This window comes from Streptomyces tauricus, from assembly GCF_014650955.1.
GTDB lineage: Bacteria > Actinomycetota > Actinomycetes > Streptomycetales > Streptomycetaceae > Streptomyces > Streptomyces tauricus.
The window spans coordinates 415,506-438,256 of record NZ_BMVY01000001.1 but is presented as its reverse complement, the minus strand read 5'-3'; the positions used below and the strand labels follow the sequence as shown (position 1 = coordinate 438,256).

The 22,751-nt window shown below is 71.5% G+C and carries 20 protein-coding genes; 2 read left to right on the top strand and 18 right to left on the bottom strand.

What is annotated here, in order from left to right:
* Window positions 1-71: 71 nt before the first annotated feature.
* From IE278_RS01620 to IE278_RS01545, 16 genes are all read right to left on the bottom strand, one after another.
* Window positions 72-896, bottom strand: coding sequence for a maleylpyruvate isomerase family mycothiol-dependent enzyme (locus tag IE278_RS01620; RefSeq protein ID WP_189767946.1), 825 nt, complete (start codon window positions 894-896; stop codon window positions 72-74).
* Window positions 893-2,041 carry a PEP-utilizing enzyme gene (locus tag IE278_RS01615; protein WP_189767945.1) on the bottom strand — a complete coding sequence of 383 codons (1,149 nt, stop codon included), beginning with the start codon at window positions 2,039-2,041 and terminating at the stop codon, window positions 893-895. Before IE278_RS01615 ends, IE278_RS01620 begins: the two co-directional genes overlap by 4 nt.
* A complete protein-coding gene (locus IE278_RS01610; protein WP_189767943.1) occupies window positions 2,038-2,709 on the bottom strand; it encodes a MarR family transcriptional regulator in 672 nt (223 codons plus the stop codon). Before IE278_RS01610 ends, IE278_RS01615 begins: the two co-directional genes overlap by 4 nt.
* Window positions 2,710-2,768: 59 nt before the next feature.
* The gene (locus IE278_RS01605; protein WP_189767940.1) at window positions 2,769-2,975 is read right to left on the bottom strand and encodes an acyl carrier protein; all 207 of its coding nucleotides are present in this window, start codon (window positions 2,973-2,975) and stop codon (window positions 2,769-2,771) included.
* Between the two features lie 115 nt (window positions 2,976-3,090).
* Window positions 3,091-4,602 (bottom strand): PEP-utilizing enzyme, encoded by a 1,512-nt coding sequence (locus IE278_RS01600; protein WP_189767939.1) that lies wholly within the window; start codon window positions 4,600-4,602, stop codon window positions 3,091-3,093.
* Entirely contained in the window at window positions 4,599-5,603 is a 1,005-nt protein-coding gene (locus IE278_RS01595; RefSeq protein WP_189767936.1) for an SDR family oxidoreductase, read from the bottom strand. Before IE278_RS01595 ends, IE278_RS01600 begins: the two co-directional genes overlap by 4 nt.
* Window positions 5,600-6,718: an SDR family oxidoreductase gene (locus IE278_RS01590; protein ID WP_189767934.1), complete on the bottom strand. Its 1,119-nt coding sequence runs from the start codon at window positions 6,716-6,718 to the stop codon at window positions 5,600-5,602. The genes IE278_RS01595 and IE278_RS01590 overlap by 4 nt, the downstream gene beginning before the upstream one ends.
* Window positions 6,715-7,953, bottom strand: a complete 1,239-nt coding sequence (locus tag IE278_RS01585; protein ID WP_189767932.1) for an acyl-CoA dehydrogenase family protein — start codon at window positions 7,951-7,953, stop codon at window positions 6,715-6,717. Before IE278_RS01585 ends, IE278_RS01590 begins: the two co-directional genes overlap by 4 nt.
* The gene (locus IE278_RS01580; RefSeq protein WP_189767929.1) at window positions 7,950-9,629 is read right to left on the bottom strand and encodes an AMP-binding protein; all 1,680 of its coding nucleotides are present in this window, start codon (window positions 9,627-9,629) and stop codon (window positions 7,950-7,952) included. The genes IE278_RS01585 and IE278_RS01580 overlap by 4 nt, the downstream gene beginning before the upstream one ends.
* A gap of 14 nt (window positions 9,630-9,643) precedes the next feature.
* Entirely contained in the window at window positions 9,644-11,227 is a 1,584-nt protein-coding gene (locus IE278_RS01575; protein WP_189767927.1) for a class I adenylate-forming enzyme family protein, read from the bottom strand.
* Window positions 11,228-11,324: 97 nt separating this feature from the next.
* Window positions 11,325-11,855 carry an SRPBCC family protein gene (locus IE278_RS01570; protein WP_189767925.1) on the bottom strand — a complete coding sequence of 177 codons (531 nt, stop codon included), beginning with the start codon at window positions 11,853-11,855 and terminating at the stop codon, window positions 11,325-11,327.
* A 7-nt stretch (window positions 11,856-11,862) separates the two neighbouring features.
* Window positions 11,863-12,558, bottom strand: coding sequence for an isochorismatase family protein (locus IE278_RS01565; RefSeq protein WP_189767923.1), 696 nt, complete (start codon window positions 12,556-12,558; stop codon window positions 11,863-11,865).
* 9 nt (window positions 12,559-12,567) lie between these two features.
* Window positions 12,568-13,338, bottom strand: a complete 771-nt coding sequence (locus IE278_RS01560; RefSeq protein ID WP_189768997.1) for a 2,3-dihydro-2,3-dihydroxybenzoate dehydrogenase — start codon at window positions 13,336-13,338, stop codon at window positions 12,568-12,570.
* Between the two features lie 173 nt (window positions 13,339-13,511).
* Window positions 13,512-14,768, bottom strand: a complete 1,257-nt coding sequence (locus tag IE278_RS01555; protein WP_189767921.1) for a 3-deoxy-7-phosphoheptulonate synthase — start codon at window positions 14,766-14,768, stop codon at window positions 13,512-13,514.
* Entirely contained in the window at window positions 14,765-16,885 is a 2,121-nt protein-coding gene (locus IE278_RS01550; RefSeq protein WP_189767919.1) for an anthranilate synthase family protein, read from the bottom strand. Before IE278_RS01550 ends, IE278_RS01555 begins: the two co-directional genes overlap by 4 nt.
* 126 nt (window positions 16,886-17,011) lie before the next feature.
* A complete protein-coding gene (locus tag IE278_RS01545; RefSeq protein WP_189767917.1) occupies window positions 17,012-18,070 on the bottom strand; it encodes a ParB/RepB/Spo0J family partition protein in 1,059 nt (352 codons plus the stop codon).
* 842 nt (window positions 18,071-18,912) lie between these two features.
* On the opposite strand from IE278_RS01545, the gene IE278_RS01540 reads away from it, so the two are divergent.
* Window positions 18,913-19,431 (top strand): SRPBCC family protein, encoded by a 519-nt coding sequence (locus tag IE278_RS01540; RefSeq protein WP_189767915.1) that lies wholly within the window; start codon window positions 18,913-18,915, stop codon window positions 19,429-19,431.
* A gap of 41 nt (window positions 19,432-19,472) precedes the next feature.
* Window positions 19,473-21,788, top strand: a complete 2,316-nt coding sequence (locus IE278_RS01535) for an FdhF/YdeP family oxidoreductase (RefSeq protein WP_189767913.1) — start codon at window positions 19,473-19,475, stop codon at window positions 21,786-21,788.
* 24 nt (window positions 21,789-21,812) lie between these two features.
* On the opposite strand, the gene IE278_RS01530 is transcribed toward IE278_RS01535, so the two are convergent.
* Window positions 21,813-22,319 carry a GNAT family N-acetyltransferase gene (locus IE278_RS01530; RefSeq protein ID WP_189767911.1) on the bottom strand — a complete coding sequence of 169 codons (507 nt, stop codon included), beginning with the start codon at window positions 22,317-22,319 and terminating at the stop codon, window positions 21,813-21,815.
* Window positions 22,320-22,451: 132 nt separating this feature from the next.
* A complete protein-coding gene (locus IE278_RS01525; RefSeq protein ID WP_189767909.1) occupies window positions 22,452-22,664 on the bottom strand; it encodes an MbtH family protein in 213 nt (70 codons plus the stop codon).
* Window positions 22,665-22,751: the final 87 nt, after the last annotated feature.

Sequence of the window (22,751 nt, the reverse complement as noted above, 5' to 3'; positions counted from 1 at the left end):
ACACTACCGGCTTGACAGCTTCCGTCCCTTCCGCATGCCTCCTCTCGTTTCGGCCGACCGAAAAGATCGCGTCACAGATAGGCCCGCGCGTGCAGCAGGGCCAGTTGGGCCAGTTCACCTTCGGCGGTCATTCGGCTCTCGGCAGTCGAAGCGGTCGGAACGGCCGGAGTGCCCGGATCGGTCGTAGCGCCCAGCGCGGTCGGAGCGGCTGGACTGGCGCGCGAGCGCCGGGTCGCGACCCGGCACCACGCCAGCAGCGGGCCGCGCAGCACATCGGTGGCGTCGGCGGGGCCGACCACGTGTCCGGTGCCGTCCCGCCCGGTCAACTCCAGCCGCAGACTCCGCCCTTGCGGCCGGCTCACCCGGGCAAGCGCCAGGGCGTAGCTCAGGGTGGAGTGGCCGAGGACGGCGATCCGGCGCAGCCGCGGTGTCTCGTCCACATGGAGTCCCAGCGCGTCGCGGATGTCGAGGCCGTGCGCCCAGTGCTCCATGAGCCGGGCTGCCGCGAACGTCTCGGCGGTCATACCGAATCCCCAGGCCACGCGGTCCGTGGCGGCGCGTCCGGCCAGCAGCCGGCGGGTCCTCGCGGCGGCGCGGTCCCACCACGCGGTCAGGTCCTCCGGTGTGAGTCCGTCGCCCCGGCGGCAGCCCGCGGCGGTGAAGTCCTCGGCCGTCGCATACCGGGGCACGGTCTTCGCGAACGCGCGGGGGCCGTCGGTCAGGGTGTCCGCGGCGACCTCCTCGGTGTCGGCGAGATGCGCCACCTGGTCGGCGACGGTCCAGCCGTCCGCCGCCGAGGGCCGCTGCCAGTCCGCGTCCCCCAGGGCCGCGAGCAGTTCCGCGAACTCCCGCTGCTCGTCGGCCAGATCGGTCAAGGCATCGCGTACGGGGATCACAGCACCGCCACCGTTCCCGCCGAGCCGTCGACGGCGAGGGGACGTCCCGAACCCAGGCGCGCCAGCGCCGCTTCGCCCACTCCGGTCACACAGGGCACACCCAACTCGCGGGCGACGATGGCCGCGTGGCACAGCATGCCGCCCGTTGCGGTGACCAGTGCCGCCGCCTCCGCCATCAGCGGGACCCAGTCCGGGTCGGTGCGGTCCGTCAGCAGCACCGCGCCGGGCTCCCAGCACGGATCGTCGACGTCCCGCAGCCGCAGGCCCCGCGCGGTGGCGAGCCCTCCGGAGGCCGCGATGCCGTGCACGACCTGCTCACCCTCGTCGGCGCCTGGGTCTGCGCGTCGGTCGGCGCCTGGGTCTGCGCGTCGGTCGGCGCATCGGCCTGCGCGTCGGTCGGCGCGTCGGCCGTCCCGCTCGTCCGGCGCCTCGCCGAGCGCGGCCGTCATCGGGCGGAACTGGAGCCACACCAACGTCTCGTCGAGCTGTGCGAACTCCAGGTCGGCGGGGACACCGAGTGCCTCCTGCAGATTCGCGCACGTCCTGCCGACGGGCTGCCCGCCACTCTCCCACGCGCCGCGTTCCGACCCCGCGGTACGGCCCTCGGTCGTCCACTCCTCCCAGGCGGGGGTGACGGCGCCGGAGACCAGCGTCTCCCCGCTGCCCCCGGTCCATTCCAGACGTCCCCGGCCGGGACCACGCCCGAGCCAGAGCCCGCTGCGCACCGGAGGGCGGAACGGCTGGAGCAGCACCGCCATCTCCACGGCCGCCGGAGACCTGCCCGCGGTCCGTTCCCGGTACGCGGCGACCCGGCCGCTGTGTGCCGAGGCCCGTACGGCGGCGATCGCCTCGGCCAACCCGTCGGCGGGGACGCCGAGTTCGCTGCGGAACAGGCCGGCGTAGCTCAGTCCCGTACCGTCCTCGACCGTGGCCGAACTGCGTACCGCCCAGCGCGGTGCCACGGCCGCGAGTCCTGCCAGTGCGGCGGCGGAGGGGTCGGCGCCGACCGGTACCACCCAGGTGTCGGGGATCGCCGCCCCGGCCCGCAGCAGCGCGGCGAGCCCCACGGCCTTGCCGCCCAGTGCCCCGCGGTCACGGTCCCCGAGGTCACGGGTGAGCCGCAGCAGCGCGTCGTCGTCGCTCATCGCGGCGTCCCGGCACGTTCCTCGGTCTCCCGCTCGATCTTCAGCGAGACCAGCAGATCGCGGTGGAGCTCCATCCAGACGTCGTGGTAGGAGTCGCACAGGACACCGGTGAACGCCTGCTGCTCTCCCCCGCGCAGGCGGGTCAGGGCTCCGGTCAGCCCCTCGGTGTAGCGCCCGAAGCGGGGACGTACGGCGGTGAGCCGGTCGACGACCGGCACGGCCTCCTCGTGCAGCGCGTCCAACTCGTCGAGCCGCGCTCGGTCGTACGCGGGATCGGTGTGGTCGTTGGTCACGCCGTCGCGGAGCTGCCAGCGGGTGCACAGCTCCTTGAACCGGTCGTTCAGGGGCAGGAAGCGCTCATACCCGGTTCGCAGCCGGTCACGGGCGTCGTCCGTGCCATCTTCGTGGGTGCCGTCCTCGCCGGTGAGGTCTTCGCCGGTGAGGTCCTCGTCGAGCAGCGCGGCGTGCCGGGCGCGTCCCTCGGGCGTGACGCGCCACAGACCGCGCCGCTCCAGATGGGTGGCGAGCCCGTCCGCCCGCAGCTTCTCCAGTTCGGCGAGCACGTCCTCGCGCGCGTGCCGGGCGCCCGCCACCAAGGGGTCGGTGGCGGCCATCCCCTTGAGGGCCAGCACGTGGAGCACGTCGAACGCGGCGGTGTCGGGAAGCACGGCATCTCCCGTCGTCATGGGGTCGTCGGGGTCGTCGGGCGGTCGTCGGACACGGGGTGTCAGGAGGCGCGGTCGGCCCGCAGTTCGTCGAGGAGTGCGACGAGGTCGCCGACGGTCGCGGTCCCGGCGGTGCGGGGGTTGTCCACCAGCGCCACCCCGAAGCGCTCCTCCAGGGCGAGCAGGATCTCCAGCGTGGCCAGCGAGTCGATTCCCAGGTCCTGGACGATCCGGTCGGACGGCCGCAGGTCCCGCTGGACACGTTTCACCTTGGCGTAGATCTCCTCCAGTGCCGTATGTGTCTCACTGGGCTGGGTCCCGCCGGGTTGAGTCCCGCTGGGCTGGGTCCCGCTGCGTTGGGTCCCACTGGGGGTCGAAGTGCGGTCAGGAACGGTCAAAGATGTTCACCTCTCCGGTACTGCCGTTGATGGAGACGGCCGTGCCCGTGGGCAGGGAGGCCGCTCCGGGGTAGCCCACGACGCACGGGATCCCGTACTCGCGGGCGAGGATGGCGATGTGCGACAGGTCGCTGCCGCGCTCGCTGAGCACGCCTTCGGCGAAGGGCAGCAAGGGGGCGATGTCCGCGTCCGCCGACGAGCAGACGATGATCACCGGTTCGTCGGGCAGGTCGTCCTGCGGGGCCATCACCGTGCCGGTGCCGATGCCCGGCGCCACACCGCGCTGTTCCTGGGGGGTCGCGCTGAGCCACGGCCGCATCACGTCGTCGCCGGCACTCAGGTCGAGGTGTTCGGGCATCGGGGTGGCGAGTGCCGCCCGGCAGGCGTCGACACGCGGCCGGGCCCGTTCGATCCGTCCCGGTGACGTCGCCAGTTCCGTGAACTCCCGCAGCGTCAGATACGGCCACAGCCGCTCGGCGTCCTCGCCGAACGAGGCCGCCAGCGCCGGGAGCAGCCGCCGGTAGATGTGCAGGGTGCGCATCGCGAGCGACTTGGAGTGTTCGCGACCGGCCATCATCTCGCCGACCGCGACCGCCAGCGCCCGTACGGTGCGCCCGCGCCACGGGGACACCATGCCGGTCAGCGCCTCGGCCGGGTCGATCGGGGCCACCGCGGCCTCGGCGCCGCCGCTCGCCACCTGCTTGTGCCGTACCGCGTAGTCCTGCCAGGGGGCCAGTCCGTCGGCGACCTCGTAGAAGGACGAGGACAGGAAGTCGCCCGGCCCGTACGGGTCCAGGGTGGAGGCGGCGGTGTGCAGCCGGTCCCAGACCAGTTCGCGGGGCCGGGTGAGCCAGTGTGCGATCTCCTCGCCGTGCCGCAGCAGCCTGCCGTAGACCCGGCGCTGCAGCGCGCGCACCGGGACGAGTCCTGAGGTGGTGAGGATGTGCACCGCCCAGGCCTCCTCCAGGACGGGCTGTGCGTCCCGCAGTACTCCGGCCAGGGCGATCGGGCTGTTCGCGGTGGTCGCGGCGCGCAGCCCCCACTCCAGTTCGGCGACCCGCTCCTCCAGGGCGCGCAGGCGCGGTCCGGCGTCCCGCATCTCCCGCAGCAGCCGGGCGGAGCCCGCCCATTGACGGGTCCGGCCGGAGCGCAGCGCGGTGAGTTCGGCCGGGGAGTCGACGCCCTCGAAGTAGGCGTCGGTGACGTCGCTGGGGCGCAGGCCCGGGATGGACGCGGACAGATGACAGTAGGCGGCCAGGTTGTGGTAGGGGCGGCAGCCGAAGTAGCCGACGAAGACGTAGTGGCCGCCTTCGGCCCAGGCGGGGCGCCCCCACAGCCGTCGGGCCAGGGCGCGGGTGCCGCGTTCCATCGGATCGCCCACCAGCGACCAGGACATGGGCGAGAGCCGCTGGGGGGCCACCTCGCCGAAGTTGCCCGCCGAGTAGACGGTGAAGTACGGATGCGGATCGGTGTCCACCGACGCGGGTCGCCCGGTCATGTGAGGGCCCTCCTCTCCGTGCCTGCCCGTTGGGTCTGTGTGCCTGCTCGCAGGGCCTCGCCGGTCGCGCCCAGGTAGTCGGGGTCGGGCACCGGCCAGGGTTCGGGTATGTCCTTCAGGACGTCGACGTCCAGGTCGAGCCAGGGTTCGGCGTAGTCGGCCAGTTCGCGCGGGGTGCCCACGCGTTCGCCGATCAGGCGGGTGAACCGGCCGAGCGGCGCGGCCTCCACGATCTTCGGTACGACGCCCCAGGGCCGGCACACCTCGGTGAAGACCTCGCCGAGGGTGGGCAGGGCGGGGTCGAACCAGGTCCAGGTGGCCCGCCCGATGGGGGTGTCGAGGGCCGTGAGCACGATCTCCGCCGCTGAGGACACGTCGGTGATCCAGCAGGGGAAGTCACCGCGGCGGGCCAGGTGCACGGGGTAGCCCGCGAGCAGGTGCGGGAACGCCATCGGCAGTCCGTGCCGGGTGTCGGGGCGTCCGCCGCGCGGGTCGGGTCCCAGTACCGGGCCGAAGCGGACGACGCCGACCGGCAGATCGGGTGTGTCCCGCACGAGGCGTTCGGCGCAGTACTTGCCGTACTCGTACCAGTTGCGGAACCGCTGGCCGGTGTACAGCTCGCGGTTGGTGACGCGGCCCTCGGAGCGACCGAGCGCGAGCAGCGAGGAGACGTGCACGGCCTGCCGCAGTTCCGGGAGTTCGCGCAGGAAGGCCAGCGCCGAGCGGGTCCCCGAGCTGTGGGTCTCCAGTACCTCGCCGGGTCCGGAGGTCCAGGAGACCGAGCCGAAGCAGAACACGACGTGGGTGGTCTCCGCCCGGACCCGGGCCAGGTCCGCGGCGGACAGGCCGAGCCGCGGCAGCCGTACGTCGCCGCGTACTCCCTCGCCCGCGGTGGTGCGGCCGGTGCGCGACAGGACCCGGACCGTGGCGCCGGACCGTTCGCAGGCCTGCGCCACGGCCGTGCCGAGGAATCCGGAGCCGCCCAGGATCAGTACGTTCATGCCAGGAACCTCGACAATCCGCGGTCGGCGGGGGCCAGGGGCCGCTGGGGCTCCGGCAGGTCGAACAGCAGCCGGGCGAGCAGTTCGGTGGAGGGTTCGGGCAGGGGTCCGTCGACGAGCTGGGCCAGCCGGCCGCGTTCCATCACCCGGTCCAGGCCGATGTAGCGCAGCCCGATGAGGCTGTTGCGCCAGGCCGGGGACAGGGGCAGGAAGCGTTCGGCGTTGGCCGACATCCACAAGACCTGTTCGGCGGAGGCGGGCACGAGCCGGACCCATTTGCCGAAGGCCAGGGGTGACAGGGCGCGCGCCGTCTCCAGCAGGGCGCGCAGCGTCGGGGCCCGTTCGCCGGCCGAGAGGTGGGTGATGACGGGCTCGGGGTGCGGTCCCGAGCGGTGCAGGCCGGCCACCGCGTCCAGGAGCGTGCCGGCCGCCAGGTCGCGCGGCAGGACGTCGACCTTGGCGCCGCGCATGGCGGGCAGGACCCGGCCGGGCAGTTCGTCCCACCGCTCGGCCAGCAGGTACAGCGAGTTGCGCTTGCGGGTGGCACCTGTGCGGGAGTCGCCGAGCAGCGCGGCGACCCGGCTGATGAGGATGTCGGGGTCGCCGGGGCCGTGCTGCCGCTCCAGTTCCCGTTCGGCGAGCCACTTGCTGTGCTCGTACGCGGTGCGGTGGCGGTCGGGGGCGAGCGGCGTCTCGGCGATCCGGCCGAGGGTGCCGCCCACGACGTAGATCGAGGACGCCTGGACGTAGGCCACGCGGCGGCCGGAGCGGCGTTGCAGTTCACGGGCCACGTCGTAGCCGTTGCGGGCGCCCAGCACGTTGACGGCGTACAGGTCCCGGCCGCTGCCCGCCCAGTTGGTGTCCCCGGCGAGGTTGACGACGGCGTCGACGTCGTTCGCGAGGGCGTCCAGGTCGGCTTCGCCGAGACCCCAGAGGGGTTCACGGACGTCGCCGGTGACTCTGGCGGCGGCCAGTGACGGGAACGCGCGCTCGAAGGGGACCTGGCCGGGGCGGGCGGAACGCACCAGCGGCACGATCTCGACACCGCGCTCGGGCGCGATCCCGGCGACCGCCGTTCCGAGTTGTCCGGTGATTCCGGTCAGCAGCAGTTTCATCCGAGGTCGACACTCTCGTCGTAGGCGGCGTCGTCGGGGACCAGTCCGCCAGCGACCAGTTCCCACAGCATCTCGTCGGTCCCGCCACCGATCCGGGCCAGCCGGGAGTCGCGCCACATACGGGACATGGGTGTCTCGTCCTCCAGGTAGCCGGCGCCGCCGAACAGGTGCATGCACTCGCTGGTCGCCTCGGCGACGAACCGGGCGGCGGTGGTCTTGAGCGCCGCGATCTCCCGGGTGCCGCACGCGCCCGGCACCGGTACGCCCTGGGCGGCGGCGTAGACGGCGAAGCGCAACGCCACGAGCCGGGAGGACAGTTCGGCCAGCCGCAGCCGCAGGGCCTGCTGATCCATGAGCGGTCCGCCGAACTGTTCGCGGCGCTGGAGGTGGGCGGTGGCGAGACCGATGGCGCGGGCGGCGCCGCCGACGGCCTGGGCGGCGATGGAGAGCCGTTCGTGGTTGAGCCCCCAGGTCGCGACGAGCAGTCCGCTGCCGGGCCGGCCGACCAGGGCCTCGTCGGGCACCTCGGCGTCGACGACCATCCAGGTGGTGTCGAGCGCGGCGGTGCCGGCCTTGCTGAGCCGCTTGCGGGGCGTGAGTCCGGAGGCGGGGACGGCGAGCAGCCCCAGGCGTCCGGCGACCGGCCCCGCGCCCTCGTCGAGGCGGCACAGCAGCAGCGCGATGTCGCACACCAGGCCGAGCGACAGGTACTTCTTCTCGCCCGTCACATGCCAGCCGCCCGCGGTCCTGCGGGCCACGGTGCGCACGCCGTTGAGGTCCGAGCCGCCGGTCGGCTCCGAGGCGCCGAGGCAGCCCACGAGCCGTCCCTCCAGCGCGCGCGCCCGGTACTCGGCGAGCAGCGGGGTGTCGCCGTAGCGGGTGAGGACCGACAGGACCGTCTCGCAGTGCAGGCTGAGCCCGACCGACAGGCCCGCGTGCCCGAGCCGGCCGCTCTCCTCGGCGATGAGCACGCCGAGCCCGGGATCGCCGTACGGGTCGGCGGCGTCGGCCCGCGCCCAGCGCTCACGGAAGAGTCCGGCTGCGCCGAGTCCGGCCAGCAGCTCCCGGGGGAACAGGCCCGCGGTCTCGGCCTGTTGGGCGACGGGTTCGAAGGCCCGCCGCAGCAGTCCCGCGACCCGTTCGCGGGCCTCCTCCACGCGTTCGCCGAACGGTCCCGCCGCGAACAGGCGGGAGGTCCGCGCCGACGTGTCCGCCGGTGTGTCCACCACACTCACGAGTCGCTGCGCTCCTTCAGTTCGCCCGCCAGGTACGCCAGCCACAGCGAACGGCGACGGGGCTTGCGGCTGGAGGTCAGGGGGATGGTCCCCCGCTTGACGGACAGCACCTCGGCGCGTCCCGCGTCACCGGTGAACGACGTGATGACCGACAGCACGTCCTCCAGCCGGTCCCCCAGGGGGCGTTCGGTGACCACCAGGACCCGTGGCTCACCGCGTACGACTCCGGCGACGACGGTGGCGTAGCGCTTGGAGACCGCTCCGGAGGCGACGAGTTCCAGCTCGATGTCCTCGACGAAGACGTTCTGGCCGTTGATCTTCACGCTGTCGCCGAGCCGGCCGATCACATACAGCTCGCCGTCCAGCAGGAATCCGGCGTCACCGGTGTGCAGCTTGCCGTCGCCGAGTTTGGCAAGGTCCTCGGGGGTGGCGTCCGCGTAGCCCTCGGCGACCGAGGGGCCCTGGACGAAGATCTCACCGAGGACGCCCTCCGGTTGCGGGGCGCCTTCCTCGTCCAGGATCTCCACGCGCGTGCTCTCCAGCGGCGGACCGCAGCTGACCTGCCAGTTCCAGGGTTCGGTGACCGGCTCGGTGCTGAGTTCGGCGCTCTCGCGCACATCCAGCTTCTCGCCGAGGCGCCGCTCCAGGCCGCCGACCCGCACCAGCCGGGGCAGGTCCCCCTTGCCGACGCCCGTGACCGCGAGGGTGCCCTCGGCCAGGCCGTACGCGGGCATCAGCGCCCGGACGTCGAAGCCGTACGGGCCGAGCAGCGCGGCGAAGCGGGCCAGTACCGCGGGATCGATCCGCTCGGCGCCGCTGACCACGGCGGTCAGCGCGGAGAAGTCGAGCCCCTCCAGATGCTCGGGCCGAACCGTCGCCAGCACCCGCTCGAAGCCGAAGTTGGGCATGCACATACAGGTGTACGGGGTGCGGCCGTACTCGGCGAGCCAGCCGGGGGTGTCGCGGACGAACTGCTCCGGGCGCATCAGGGCGTGCTCCACCTGGAGGGTCAGCGCGCCCAGCAGTCCGCCGACCAGACCCATGTCGTGGTAGAGCGGCAGCCAGGTGACCGCGCCGTGGCCGACCGGGTCCATCCAGCTGCCGATCATGCGGAGGTTGGCGGCCAGGTTGGCGACCGAGACACGCAGGGCGCGCGGGGAGCCGCGGGAGCCCGAGGTGAACTGGAGGACGGCGAGGTCGCCCCAGGCGCGCGGCGCGTCACCGGGGCGGTCCTCGTACCGCGGTGCGATCACCTCGGTGCCGCCGCCGATCCTGGCCACGTTCTCCGCGACGATGTCGTGGTAGCGCGGGTCCGCGACGGCGTGCCGTGGATGGATGCGGGCGGTGATGGCCTTCAGCTGGCTCTGGTAGCCCTCCCCCGCCCGCAGGGCGAGCGGCAGGGGCAGTACGGACGGGGTGGCGCCGATCGCCAGCAGCCCGAAGAACTGCGTGACGAAGTCCTCCCCGCCCGGCACCACCAGCGGCACCACGTCGCCGGGACGCACCCCCGCGTCGGCGAGCGCGGCTCCGGCACCCAGGGTCCGGCGGGCCAGTTCGCGGTAGGTGAGGCGCTGCCAGGAGCCGTCGTCCAGCCGGAACCGCATCCCGCGTTCGTCGGACGGGGCGTCCAGCCAGCCGAGCAGCCGCTCGTGGTCGGCCGTCTTACGCTGCGACATGGTGACCTTCCCCTTCACGTGGCCGGTCGGGCGCCGGAGTCCGGGGCCCACAGCCGGCGGGCCAGTTCCAGCCGCCGCACCTTGGCGGTGGCGGTGCGCGGCAGTTCGGCGAGGCGCAGTTGGACGGGCGGGCGCATGGCGGGGAGCCCCGCGGTGGCCGCGGTCCAGCGGTCGGGGTCCAGCGGGGTGTCGTCCCGGGTGACGACGACCGGGGTCGGCGCGCCCTCCTCGCCGGGAACGACCACGACCTCCAGCAGCGCGTCGAGCCGCGACATGAGCGTGTCCTCGGCCTCCAGCGCGCTGCCGAAGCCGGGGATGACGTCGACCTCGCGGTCGGAGACGTGCAGACAGCCCCACCGGGTGCGGTGGCCGACGTCGCCCATGCGCCACCAGCCGTCATCGAGTTGGCGCCGGAAGCGCGCGTCCTCGCCGAAGTAGGTGAGCGCCCGGCCGTCCGAGCGCACCTCGATGAATCCGGGTGTACCGGGGCCGGGCGTGCGGCCGTCGCGGTCGACGACCCGCACCGCGGTCATCCCGGGGAACGGGAAGCCGACGCACCGGCCGTCGGCGGACATCGCGCGCCGCCGGGAGGTGGCCCGGCCGACGGTCGGCCCGATCTCGCTCTGCCCGTACAGCTGGAGGTGGAAGGGGCGCCTGCGGTGGGAGGCGCCCAGGATCCGTTGCACGGTCCGCGGGTGGATGGCGTCGAACGTGGAGCTGACGGCCAGCACGTTGGACAGGGGACCGCGCGGGTCGTCCGCGAGCGTCTCCCATTCGACGAACGTGTTGGGGTGGGCCTCCAGGACGCCTGGTTTGACCTCGGCGAAGATGTCGGCGATCCGCTGGGGCGTGGCGTCCCTGGTGATGACGATCGGGAAGCCGCGGTCCAGCGCGATGGCGAGTGCGGTGACCAGACGCGAGTGGACGAACGAGACCCGTACGGCGAGGGTTTCGCGTCCGCGAATCAGCAACCGCGCGCCGAGCGCCTGCGGACGGTACCGGGCGCGCAGGGAACGGGCCGTGTGGACGACGAGTTTGGGGACGTCGGTGGTGCCGGAGGTGTGGGTGAGCAGCGCGGGGCGGTCCGCCCGGGGCCTGGCGAAGGGGCGCGGGTGTGTCGCGGGGTTGCGCCGGAGCGGGGTGGCGCCCTCGGCCTCGCCGGTCACCAGGAGGACGCGGGCGCAGCGGCCGGCCACCTCGGCGGGCAGCTCCTCCCGCAGCTTCTTCTCGTCGGTGATCAGATGCGGCCAGGCGCAGCGCTCCAGCAGCCGCGTCACGGTCTCGCCGTCGAGGCTCGGGGAGAGAGCGACGGGGACGGCGCCGATCCGGGCCACCGCGCACATCAGCAGGAAGATGTCGAAGCAGTCCTGCTTGTAGACGGCGACCTTGTCGCCCGGGCGCACGTTCTGGTCGCGCAGGGCGGACGCCATTTCGGCGACGAGGTTCGCGCAGGCGTAGACGGTGAGATCACTGCCCAACTCCGGCGCGATGTCGAGTTCGTGGTCGAGGGTGATGCGCTGGTACGGGCTCTTCCTGGCGGCGCCGTCGAAGAAGGAGCCGAGGAACAGTCCCCTGTTCCCTATGCGTTGCAGAATCACGGTGGTGCCACCTTCCACGGGCGTCCGCGTTCAGCCGTGCCGGTCGCTGTTCTGCCGTTCTCTCGTTCTGCCGCTTTGCCGTTGTGTCGCTGTGTCGTCAGGAGGCGGATTCCAGGCGGGTCTTGATACGCGCGAGGGACTGGCCCATGTCGCCCTGGATTTTGTCCGCCCAGTCGACGAGGAACTTCTTCACCTCGTCGTCGTTCATGCCGGCGAGAATTCCCCGCATGCCCTCGGTCAGTTCGCCCATCCAGAAGGCGTGGGTGAGTGCACTGCCCTCCGCCGTCGGCGCGACCGTGAACGACCATACGCTTTCCTGGGCGCGCCCGCCGCTGTCCCTCATGGCCCAGCTGAACACCCGCGGCGGAACGGCCTCCACGACCTCGCACCGGGTGGTCCATTCACCGCGCACGACCGGCGCCCAGGCCACCACGTCCGGCTCTCGGTGATTGCGCGCGGTGAAGACGGAACCGACCGTCGCCGGATCTCCCGAGGTCCATTCGCCACCCCGGCACTCGGGACTCCACTCACCGCTCCTGGTGAGGTCGCTGACATAGGCGAACACCGTCGCGGGATCGGCCCGCACGTCGGTCGTCACGTCGACGCGAAAGGTCTCGGTGGAACTCATGACTGCGTCACCCCTCCTGCGGAACAACTGGAACGCCTGAAACGCCCGGAAAGCTCGGAACGCCTGGGACGGTCAGGAAATCGAGTAGCCGCGCGGTCGTATACACCGCCGCGCAGCACCGGACGGCGTAGTCGAGCGCGGAGCGGTGGTGTTCGGCGCTGAAATCCGCGACCGCGTCCGCGACCAGGAACGGCTGGATGTCGGAACTGAAGGCGTCGACCGCGGTGATCAGACAGCCGACATGGGCGTACACCCCGCACACGATCAGCTGGTCCCGCCCCGATTTCTCCATCACGTCACGGAGTTCGGAGCGGACGAACGCGCTGTAGCGCCATTTGGTGAGCACCAGGTCCCCGTCGGCCGGCTTCAGGGCCTCGACGATCGCGGTGTCGTGCTCCCGCGCGGACATCCCCGGGCCCCAGAAGTCATGGAGCAGGCCGCGCTGTTCGCGGTCCATGTCGCCGGGCTGGGCCGAGTAGACCACCGGCATCCCGAGGGCCACCGCCCGCTCACGCAAGGCGCCGATGTGGGCCAGCAGCTCCCTGTACGGAGACCTGCCGGCGTCGAAGGGAGCGAGGAAGTACGCCTGCAGATCGTGCAGGAACAGGACGGCCCGGTCGGCGTCGGGCCGCCAGTCGACCCGGTTGGCCGGCAGTTCGGCGGCGGTGGGCATGGAATAGGGCGTGATGGCGGGGATGCTCATGTCCGCTGCTCACACCCCCAGGACGGCGCCGCCGTCGACGCACAGGTCCTGCATGGTGATGTGCCGGGCCCGGTCGGAGGCGAGGAAGACGACGGCGTCCGCGATGTCCCCGGGCTCGGCGATGCGGCGCAGCGGAATTCCGGTCCTGTAGGCGTCCGCCGAACCGTCGATCGTCGACTGGCGGCCCGATTCCGTCGTCCACAGCGAGCGCAGCATCTCGGTGTCGGTGGAGCCGGGCGACACCACGTTGCAGCGAATGCCGTGTTCCGCCAGTTCCAGGCCTAGTGATTTCGTGAAGAGGGACGCGGCCGCCTTGGAGGCGCCGTACGCGGCCATCTGCATCCGGGGTATCCGCCCGGCATTGGAGGCGATGGTCACGATCGCACCCGCTCCGCGTTCCCTCATCCGTGCGGCGACAGCCCGGGAACAATGGAAGAGGCCGTCGAGATTGGTCGAGAAGATCGCCCGCCAGTCCGCGTCGGTCATGTCCACCAGCGATCCGGAGCGCATTACTCCGGCCGCGTTCACCAGCAGGTCTATGGAACCGAGTTCACTCTCGATCCGCTCGACGGTTTCCTCGATCCGGGTGCTGTCGGTGATGTCGGTGGGAAACGCGACGGCCTTCAGCCCGTCCGCGGCCGACTTCTCCACCAGATCGGCGAGTCCCGCGGGGTCTTTGTCCACGGCCGCAACCACGGCTCCGCGGCTTGCGAGAGCGCGCACCACGGCGGTTCCGATTCCGCCTGCCGCTCCCGTCACCAGCGCGATCCGGCAGTCGATTTCACTGTGTTCGGTCACCTTCCCACCTTCCAGAAAAGCTTCCAGAAAAGAAGGGCATCCGCCGGCACAAGACACAAGGCACAAGGCACAGGGCAACGGCGGGATATCGCGAGTCTACGGATTCCTGGGCGCGAATCCAGGTGTGTGCGGCTGGCCCGCGCCCAGATATGCGGTCAGGCCCGGACCCAGGCGCGCGTCAATTCGGCGGCCTGGTCCGGATTCAGCCGCGGATCACACAGCGTCGTATACCGCTCGGCCAGCCGGTCGACCCCGTCGACCTTTCCGCCCAGGCATTCGGTGACATCCGACGCGGCCACTTCCAGATGCAGTCCGCCGGGATGCTCCCCCGCCCGTTCCAGCACCCGTTTGCAGCGGCTGGCCTCGTCCACGATGTCGGTGAGGCGCCGGGTCTTCCGCCCGGCCTCCCGCACCGTGTTGCCGTGCATCGGATCGCTCAGCCAGACCGGCCGGTGCCCCGCGTCCCGTACGGCGGCGACGAGGGGCGGCAACAGCCCGGTCACCCGCTCCGCGCCCATCCGCACGATCAGGGTGAGCCGGCCGGGCATCCGGTACGGGTCCAACAGCGCGCACACCTGCCGCAGTTCGGCCGTCGCGGTGGACGGTCCGAGCTTGAGGGCCACCGGGTTCACGACCGATGCCAGCAGCCGCACATGGGCCGAGTCGGGGGCTCTGGTGCGGTCGCCGAGCCAGGGCAGATGCGTGGAGCCGAGGAACCGTCGCCCGCCCTCCGTACGGACCAGCCGGGCCTCGTAGTCGACGACCAGCGCGTCATGGCTGGCCCACGGCCCGTCCTCGAATTCCGGGGCCCCCTGGAACCCCTGGAGCTCCTTGAACCCCTGGAGCTCGCGGAAGTCCTGCAAGCGGCGCACCCGTTGGTCGCGCTCGCGGGCCAGGGCGCGCAGGACGCCGGCGCTCGCCTCGTAGGCCCGGACCATCCGGCGCGGGTCGTGCGCCCGCGCCTCGGGGGTGGGGCTCTCGCCGTTCACCATGTGGCCCCTGAAGGCCGGCAGCAGCACTCCGTCGACCTCTTCGTGGGGCAGGGAGCGGGGCTTGGCGAACTGGCCGCCGATCCGGCCGACCCGCAGCACCGGCAGGCCTGTGCCGTCGGCCACCTCGTCGGCGAGGGCGTGCAGCACCGCCGTCTTGGCCCGGACCTGGTCGGCGTCGGTCTCCTCGAAACTCTCCGCGCAGTCGCCGAGTTGCAGCATCACCGCGCCGCCCCCGGCCACCACCGCGAGGGCCCGCCGCAGCCGCGCCAGTTCCTCCGGGGTCACCAGCGCGGGCGCCGACGCCAGGGCGGTGCAACTGGATCCGTAGGCGGGGTGCGCCGCCCAGTCCGGCTGCTGGGCCGCCTCGACGCCCGCCGGCCACGGCTGCCGGGAGGTGTCTCGCGCGCCGTCGCCGGTCATCGGTGGGCGCCGCGTTCGCCGCGGTCCGTCGGCCGGCGCAGCACCCGTCCGAGGAGATCGGCCAGCAGGCCGGTGCCGTGTTCGGTCAGCACCGACTCCAGATGGAACTGGACGGCGGCGAACCGCTCGCCGCGCAGGGCGTGCACCTCCCCGCTGACCGGGTCCCGGCACAGGTGCACGTCTCCGCGCGCGAGCGGTGAGCGCAGGACGTCCTCGGTGTGGCGGGCCGCGTAGGAGTTGTAGAAACCGACCGCCTCGGGGCGCCCGAAGAAGTCGATACGGCGCTGCGTGCCCTGGTGGGGCCGCTCGCGGCGGAAGAGCGGCAGCCCGAGCAGCGCGCACAGCGCCTGGTGGCTCAGGCATTCGCCGACGAACGGGATGCCTCGGTCGAGGAGGCGGCCGGTCATCTCGGTGATCCCGCGGACCTTCGGGTCGGCGGCGGCCCGGGGGTCGCCGGGGCCGGGGCCGAGCAGGACGCAGTCGTACGCGTCCAGGTCCGAGGAGCGCACGGACCACCACGGGCGGACCGTGGCGTCCAGGCCGAGGGCCCGGGTCTGGTGGCCGAGCATGTCGGTGAACTTGTCCTCGGCGTCCACGATCAGCACGCGTCCCGCGTCGGGTCCCGGTGCGCGTACGGGCCGGTCGTCCTCCTTGCCGAGCCAGAACGCCGACAGTCCCACGTTGCGGCGGTCCAGGGCGTCCGTCACGCGGGGGTCGTCCGCCAGCCGCTCCGTCGGCCGTTGCGCCGGGTGCCCCGACAGCTGGCCCAGCTGCTGTTCCGACAATCGCTCCGGCTGCTGCTCCGACAGTTGTTCCGGCTGCGCGGGGACGCCGCCCGCCACCGACGGGCCCGGCGCCCGGGGGTCGCCCCTCAAACCGGTGGCGGCCAACAGCGCGTCGGCCTTGGCCCACGTCTCGGCGACCTCGGCGGTGGGCCGTGAGTCACGCACGAGAGTGGCGCCCACGTCGATCCGTACGGTGCCTTCGCGCCGGATCTCGGCGGTACGGATCAGGATCGCCGAGTCCAGGGTGGCGCGGCCGGCCGGGTCCCGGCCGAGCAGGGCGAGGGCCCCGCCGTAGTAGCCGCGACCGCTCTCCTCGTGCCGGGCGATCACCCGGCAGGCGTTCTCCAGAGGGCTGCCGATGATGGTCGGCGCGAACATCGTCTCGCGCAGCACCTCACGTACGTCCAGGGACGTAGGGCCTTCCAGCAGGTACTCGGTGTGCGCCAGCCTGGCCATCTGCCGCAGGTAGGGGCCGTGGGCCCGGGCGCCGCCGTCGCAGACCCGGGCGAGCATCTTCAGCTCCTCGTCCACCACCATGAACAGCTCGTCGGTCTCCTTCCGGTCGCCGAGGAACTCCAGTACGCCGTCCACGTCCGCGCCCGACGGCGGGTAGCGGTAGGTGCCGCTGATCGGATTCATCCGCGCCACGCCGTCGGCCACCTGGACGTGTAACTCCGGGGAGGCGCCGACGAAGGTGCGGTCGCCGGTGTGCACCACGAACGTCCAGTGGGCGCCTGACTCCATGGTCAGCAGGCGCCGGAAGACGGTCAGGGCGACCTCGGGCCGGTAGTCGCGCAGGGTCGCCCTGAAGGACCGTCTGACGACGAAGTTCGATCCCTCGCCGGCCCGTATCTCCTCGTCGAGGACCTTCTGCACGATCTTCTCGTACTCGTCGTCCCCGACGTCGAACCCGGCGTCGCGGAGGGCGACTTCGGTGTCGGGCAGCAACTCGAGCGCCTCCTGGACGGGGAGAGCGGCCCGTTGCCGCACGGCCAGCGTCAGGATGGGTTCGCCGTCGTCGTTGCAGGCGTACCCGCGCTCGGTGATCTGACGGAAAGGGACGGCTACCAGCACCTCCGCCGGCTCCCCGTCCCCGGTCCCGCTCTCGGCCCCGCTCCCGGTCTCGATCCCGCTCCCGTGCACAGGGCCGGGCAGCGGCACGTCGGCGAGCGCCGTCACCTCTCGCACCTCCCCCGTCAGCACCTCCACCTCGGGGGTCGCCGCGCCGGCTCTGCGCAGGAGCGCGAACGGGGGTGGGTCGGGCGTCAGCAGGGAGGTGAGGAGGTCCCGTGCGCACGTCTCGCGGGGGTCCCGGACAGTGCTGATCGTCATGCCTGCCTTTCCTGGGCGCCGTGAAGTAGGCCGCACAAGGCGACGGGCGTCGGTCCGTCGAGGCGGAACAGAGAGAGGGGAGAGAAAGGAGAGAGGGGGGAGGGGGGAGGGGGAGGTACGGGAACGTCAGCCGGACGCCTGCCGGTCGGAGCGTCGCTCCAGTTCCGTCGCGAAGTCCTGCCACGCCCGGCTGCACGCACGGGCGGCCGAGACGATGATCTCCGCTCGGTGCGGCGGAACGTTTTCGCTGATCCGGGTCCACTCTTGCGGGCCCACCGTGCAGACGTCCAGGAGCCGCAGCAGGGTGCGGCCCGACTCGGAGAACCGCAGCGAGGGATCCTTGCGCAGGTTGTGGATCAGTCCCGCGAGGTCGACGTCGTGGTCGGCGCCACCGTCGATACGGGCCAGTGCCTTCGGCCGTGGCAGTGCTCCCGCCGTCTCGGGGGCCGCAGCGGGAGCCGCTTTGGCAGCCGCGCCGGAAGGCGCATCGGGAGGCGCCGTCGTCGGCCCGCGCCGCGTCGGGCCGACGGGTGCCTCACCGCGCCGCAGCCGGTCCCGTACGTCCCGCACGGTGGCGGTACAGACCCCGGCCTCCCTGGCGACCTCGCGCAGCGAGACGCCGGGACGCTCGGCGAGGATCCTGCCCGCCTGTTCACGCCCCTCGGCGGCGTCGACCGGCCGCTCCCTGCCGTCACGCCCCAGCCGGGTGTGCGAGTGGGGAATTTCCCCACTCGCACGGCGCCGGATCGCGCCGACGGTCTTGTGGGAGAGGCCGGTGACGGAGGCGATCGCCCGATCGCTCCACTCGGGGTGGGAGCTGACGATACGTTCGGCCGCGGCGTTCCTGTCGGAGCGCGGCAGGGGAAGGCCGTGGGAGATGTTCGCCTTCACCGCGAGTACGAACGCCTCCTCGTCGTCGCATTCGCAGAAGACCGCCTCGATCTTCTCCTGGCCGCGCAGTTCTGCCGCGCGTACGCGATGCATTCCGTCGACGACACTCATCGTCCGGCGGTTCACGAGAATGGGCGGCAGTTCGGTGTCCGATTCGGCGAGGAGGCGCACGTGCTCATTGTCCGCACCCGAAAGCCGGGGCGAATCGAAGCGCGTCAGCTCACTCAACGGCACCAATTCGGTGGACGGATGTGCAACGAGTGCAGAGGCGTCAGCTAATCGCTGACCGTTCATGACTTTATCCCCCTGGGGCGAGCTGGAGCTTTACGGGACGACAACGATGGCAAAGGACATCGAAGGGCGTCCGCCCATGGAGGTACGCGGCCGATGAATTCTCCGGCCGCGTGAGCGCGAAAGTAACAGGCTGATCGACTCAAGACACACCCCCGTGAATTTCGCCAGTTGTCCCGTCTGTCCAGTGGAACGCCGACCCCACCGACCCCGCTCGGGGCACCGGCGATGCGCAACACCGCGCAGTCTCCCGAAGAGCACACCAGAGACACCGCAGAGATCATCTCGGGCGCGATCACGGACGGTGAAAGAGTTGCCATTCCACCTTTTAGTCAACAGCAGTTCCAAGACAAAGCGACCGTATCAGCCGCCCCGCGCCACCGGCAACCAAAACGTGATGTGCCGTTAACAGGCCACACGTGCCTGACAAAGCCCTGGACGTCGGCCGCGGTCTGTGATCTCCGTCCGAGCCATCGAGTCGGACTTCGGAGGTATCGACGCAGCTCAGAGGCATCGCCAGGACTGCTGGGCCGAGCCGCGGAAAGATATCCCCTGAATTCCCTCGCAGGCTGTTTGCGTCACCAATTGCGGGGCACCAGGGACAGGTTATCCACCTCAAAGCGGGCACCCGCTCCACGCCATAACGGAATATTAACTTCCACTCCAGCGATTTCCTAGCGCCGCCCGTCGCTCTCCGGTCGCCGTGCGCGGTGGCGATCCGTCCGGGACTGCGTTACGCGGCCCGGATGCCGGGTACCCGGCCGCCCGGCAGCAGCGGTGACGTGTGGCGACCGGCTGGACCTGCGGTGAGACTGGGGCGAGCGGCGCCTGACGATGGGTGGAGCATGTATTCCGTTGAGGAAACGATCGAGGTCGCGGTTCCCGTGCGTGCCGCGTACAACCAGTGGACCCAGTTCAAGAGCTTTCCCCGGTTCATGACCGTGGTGAAGAAGGTCGAGCAGATCCGGCCGGCGCTCCTCTCCTGGACGCTCGCGGTCGGCCCCCTGCGCCGCGAGTTCCAGGCCGAGATCGTCGAGCAGGAACCCGACTCCCATCTCACGTGGCAAAGCCTCGAACGGCACTTCGTCCACCGGGGCGAGGTGTCGTTCCGGCCCACCGCGACGGGCGGTACGACCGTCACCGTCCGGATCGAGGTCGATTCGCCCGGCGCCACCGCCCTGCGCGGCGGCCTCCCCAAGCTGGTCGGCCGGGTCGTGCAGCGGGAGCTGGGGCACTTCAAGGCGTACATCGAAGGGCTCGGCGCGGAGAGCGGCGCCTGGCGGGGCACCATCCGCGGCGGACGCGTACGGCCCGAGGAACCGAGGCCGCACAGGAGCCGCGTGGCCCACTGGCCCGTCGGCTGACGCCGAGAGCGACAACAGCGTGTGACTGAAAGGCAATGTCGATGAAGAAGGCGCCCGGCGACGAGCCGAACGAGGCTCTGACCGTCACCCCGCCGAAGAAGTGGGCCGCGGGCGTACCCGCGGTCGCGCACGCCTTGGGGTACTCCCTGGAGGAGACCTCGGTACGGCGCACCGGGGAGACGCTGCTGACCATGAACCAGGTGGGCGGCATCGACTGTCCCGGATGCGCGTGGGCGGATCCCTCGCCGGGCAACCGGCATCGCAACGAGTACTGCGAGAACGGCGCCAAGCACATCAACGACGAGGCGACGTCGCGGCGCATCGGCGCCGACTTCTTCCGCGAGCACACGGTCTCCGAGCTGGGCCGGCGCTCCGACAAATGGCTCAACCAGCAGGGCCGGCTCACCGAGCCGATGGTCAAGCGGCCGGGCTCCGACTCGTACCAGCCGATCAGCTGGCACGACGCCTTCGACCTGCTGGCCTCGGAGCTGAGGTCGCTGGACTCCCCCGACGAGGCGGTGTTCTACACCTCCGGCAGGGCCAGCAACGAGGCCGCGTTCGCGCTGCAGCTGTTCGCCAGGGCGCTGGGCACCAACAACCTGCCCGACTGCAGCAACATGTGCCACGAGTCCAGCGGTTTCGCGCTGCACGAGACGCTGGGTACGGGCAAGGGGACGGTCAGCCTCGACGACCTGCACCATGCCGACCTGATCTTCGTGGTGGGACAGAACCCCGGGACCAACCACCCGCGCCAGCTCTCGGCGCTGGAAGAGGCCAAGCGGAACGGCGCCCGCATCATCGCGGTGAACCCGCTGCCGGAAGCCGGGCTGCTGCGGTTCAAGAACCCGCAGAAGCCGAGCGGAGTGATCGGCAAGGGCACCCAGATCGCCGACCGGTTCCTCCACATCCGCAACGGTGGCGACCTGGCCCTGTTCCAGGGGATCAACCGGCTGTTGCTGGAAGCGGAGGACGCCCGGCCGGGCGAGGTGCTGGCCCGCGACTTCATCGAGAGCGACACCAAGGGCTTCGAGGAGTTCGCCGAGCACGTCCGCACCATCGGGTGGGACGACATCCTCGCCGCGACCGGTCTGGCCCGCGAGGAGATCGAGCAGGTCCGGGACGAGGTGCTGGGCAGTCGACGCGTCATCGTCTGCTGGGCGATGGGCATCACCCAGCACAAGCACGCCGTCCCCACCATCCGGGAGATCGTCAACTTCCTGTTGCTGCGCGGGAACATCGGCAGGGCCGGTACCGGCGCCTGTCCGGTGCGCGGGCACAGCAACGTGCAGGGCGACCGCACGATGGGCATCTGGGAGCAGATGCCGGACGACTTCCTCGACGCGCTCCAGACGGAGTTCGGCTTCGACCCGCCGCGCGCCCACGGGCTGGACTCCGTGAACTCGATCAGGGCGATGCGCGAAGGGCGCATCAAGTTCTTCCTCGCTCTGGCCGGCAATTTCGTCCGGGCCGCCCCGGACAGCGCGATCACCGAAGACGCCATGCGCAACTGCCGTCTGACGGCCCACATCTCCACCAAGCTCAACCGGTCCCACACCGTGTGCGGCGAGACCGCGCTCATCCTGCCGACGCTCGGCCGCACGGAAGTGGACATCCAGGCCGACGGGGAGCAGTTCGTCACCGTCGAGAACTCGATGAGCGAGGTGCACACCTCTCAGGGGCGGCTGCAGCCGGCCTCGCCCCTGCTGCTCAGCGAGATCTCCATTCTGTGCCGACTCGCCCGCCGCACCCTCGACGGCCGGGGCACCGACATCCCGTGGGAGCAGTTCGAAGCCGACTACGGCGCGATCCGGGACCACATCTCCCGTATCGTCCCGGGGCTTCACGACTTCAACCGGCGCGTGACCCGTCCCGGCGGCATCCAGCTGCCGAACGCGGTCAACGAGGGCGTCTACCACAACGATGTCGGCAAGGCGCTGTTCACCGCCAACGACTTCGCGATGCTGCGGGCCCCCGAGGGGTACCTGCTGCTGCAGACCCTGCGCTCGCACGACCAGTGGAACACCGTCCCCTACACGTCCAACGACCGCTACCGGGGCATTCACGGCAGCCGCCGGGTGGTGCTCGTGAACCCGGAGGACGTGGCCGCACTGGGCCTCTCCGAGGGGCAGCATGTCGACCTGGTCAGCGTGTGGGGCGATGACCCCGAGCGGCGCGCGGAGGGCTTCCGCGTGGTCTCCTACCCCACCACCCGGGGCTGCGCCGCCGCCTACTACCCCGAGACCAACGTCCTGGTGCCGCTGGACAGCGTGGCCGACAAGAGCAACCAGCCGACGTCGAAGGCGATCGTGGTCCGCCTGGAGCCCGTCGCCTCGCCCGCGACCGCGTCACCGAGGTGAACCCCGGCCGCGAAGCGGTGAACTTCAGGTACCGGGTACGGAGATGACGACCATCCGGTTCACCGTGCCGTCCTCGCCGACCACATCGCGTACGTGCCGGAAGCCGAGGCGTCGGCACAGGGCGAGACTCGCCGTGTTGCCGGCGCCCACCATGCCGTAGGCCTCCGTCAGCCCGAGGTCGGCGGCATGGCGGAGCAGGCCGTGCACGGCCTCGGTGCCGATGCCCTGCCCCCAGTAGTCGGGGGCGAGGGCCACGATGAGTTCGTGACCGTCCACGTTGCCGGTCTTCTTCAGCTCCGCGTGGCCGATGTACGTCCCCTGCCACCACACCCCCCACACGTCGAACCGCTCCGTGGGGTAGACGTCGGTGAGGATGTGCCGGAACGCCACGCGCAGGTCGGCCTCGGGCACCATGTCCTGGCCCATCCAGTGGCACACCTCCTCGTTGCGCAGCAGGGCGACGAAGTGGCCCTCGTCCTCGGTGCGGTAGGGCGTGAACTCCAGCCGTTCGGTCTTCAGGACGGGTGTCATCGGTGAACTCCTGGGGTGAGGTGGAGAAGTGACCTCGTCTCGCGGAGCGTAGCGACAGGTCTCCGGTCGAGTCCCGGCGTGCGCCCGGCCGCGGCGGGACGGGGTCCCCGTCCCGCCGCGGCCACGGACGGCTCAGACCTCTGTGTTCTCCCTGTTCTCCATCCGCTCACGCAGGCTGCGCGGGCGCATGTCCGTCCACACCTCGTCGACGTAGGAGGAGCACTCCTCCTCGGTGCCCTCCTTCCCGACCGGCTGCCAGCCCGCGGGCACCTCGACGTCGACCGGCCAGAGGGAGTACTGGTCCTCGTCGTTGCGCAGCACCTGGTAGCGGGTGTTCTCGTCCATGTCGTTCTCTCCTGTCGTGGGTGGAGCCGGTCGTGGTGGGGGCGGTCGTGGTGGGGTCGGTCCGTGGGGATGTGGTGCCGGGTCATC

Bases quoted from the DNA above. Each gene is read 5' to 3' on its own strand.
- IE278_RS01545 (WP_189767917.1), bottom strand. From the start codon at position 18,070: ATGAACGGTCAGCGATTAGCTGACGCCTCTGCACTCGTTGCACATCCG.
- IE278_RS01580 (WP_189767929.1), bottom strand. From the start codon at position 9,629: ATGTCGCAGCGTAAGACGGCCGACCACGAGCGGCTGCTCGGCTGGCTG.
- IE278_RS01535 (WP_189767913.1), top strand. From the start codon at position 19,473: ATGAAGAAGGCGCCCGGCGACGAGCCGAACGAGGCTCTGACCGTCACC.
- IE278_RS01570 (WP_189767925.1), bottom strand. From the start codon at position 11,855: ATGAGTTCCACCGAGACCTTTCGCGTCGACGTGACGACCGACGTGCGG.
- IE278_RS01590 (WP_189767934.1), bottom strand. From the start codon at position 6,718: ATGAAACTGCTGCTGACCGGAATCACCGGACAACTCGGAACGGCGGTC.
- IE278_RS01565 (WP_189767923.1), bottom strand. From the start codon at position 12,558: ATGAGCATCCCCGCCATCACGCCCTATTCCATGCCCACCGCCGCCGAA.
- IE278_RS01525 (WP_189767909.1), bottom strand. From the start codon at position 22,664: ATGGACGAGAACACCCGCTACCAGGTGCTGCGCAACGACGAGGACCAG.
- IE278_RS01615 (WP_189767945.1), bottom strand. From the start codon at position 2,041: ATGAGCGACGACGACGCGCTGCTGCGGCTCACCCGTGACCTCGGGGAC.
- IE278_RS01595 (WP_189767936.1), bottom strand. From the start codon at position 5,603: ATGAACGTACTGATCCTGGGCGGCTCCGGATTCCTCGGCACGGCCGTG.
- IE278_RS01530 (WP_189767911.1), bottom strand. From the start codon at position 22,319: ATGACACCCGTCCTGAAGACCGAACGGCTGGAGTTCACGCCCTACCGC.
- IE278_RS01550 (WP_189767919.1), bottom strand. From the start codon at position 16,885: ATGACGATCAGCACTGTCCGGGACCCCCGCGAGACGTGCGCACGGGAC.
- IE278_RS01555 (WP_189767921.1), bottom strand. From the start codon at position 14,768: ATGACCGGCGACGGCGCGCGAGACACCTCCCGGCAGCCGTGGCCGGCG.
- IE278_RS01540 (WP_189767915.1), top strand. From the start codon at position 18,913: ATGTATTCCGTTGAGGAAACGATCGAGGTCGCGGTTCCCGTGCGTGCC.
- IE278_RS01600 (WP_189767939.1), bottom strand. From the start codon at position 4,602: ATGACCGGGCGACCCGCGTCGGTGGACACCGATCCGCATCCGTACTTC.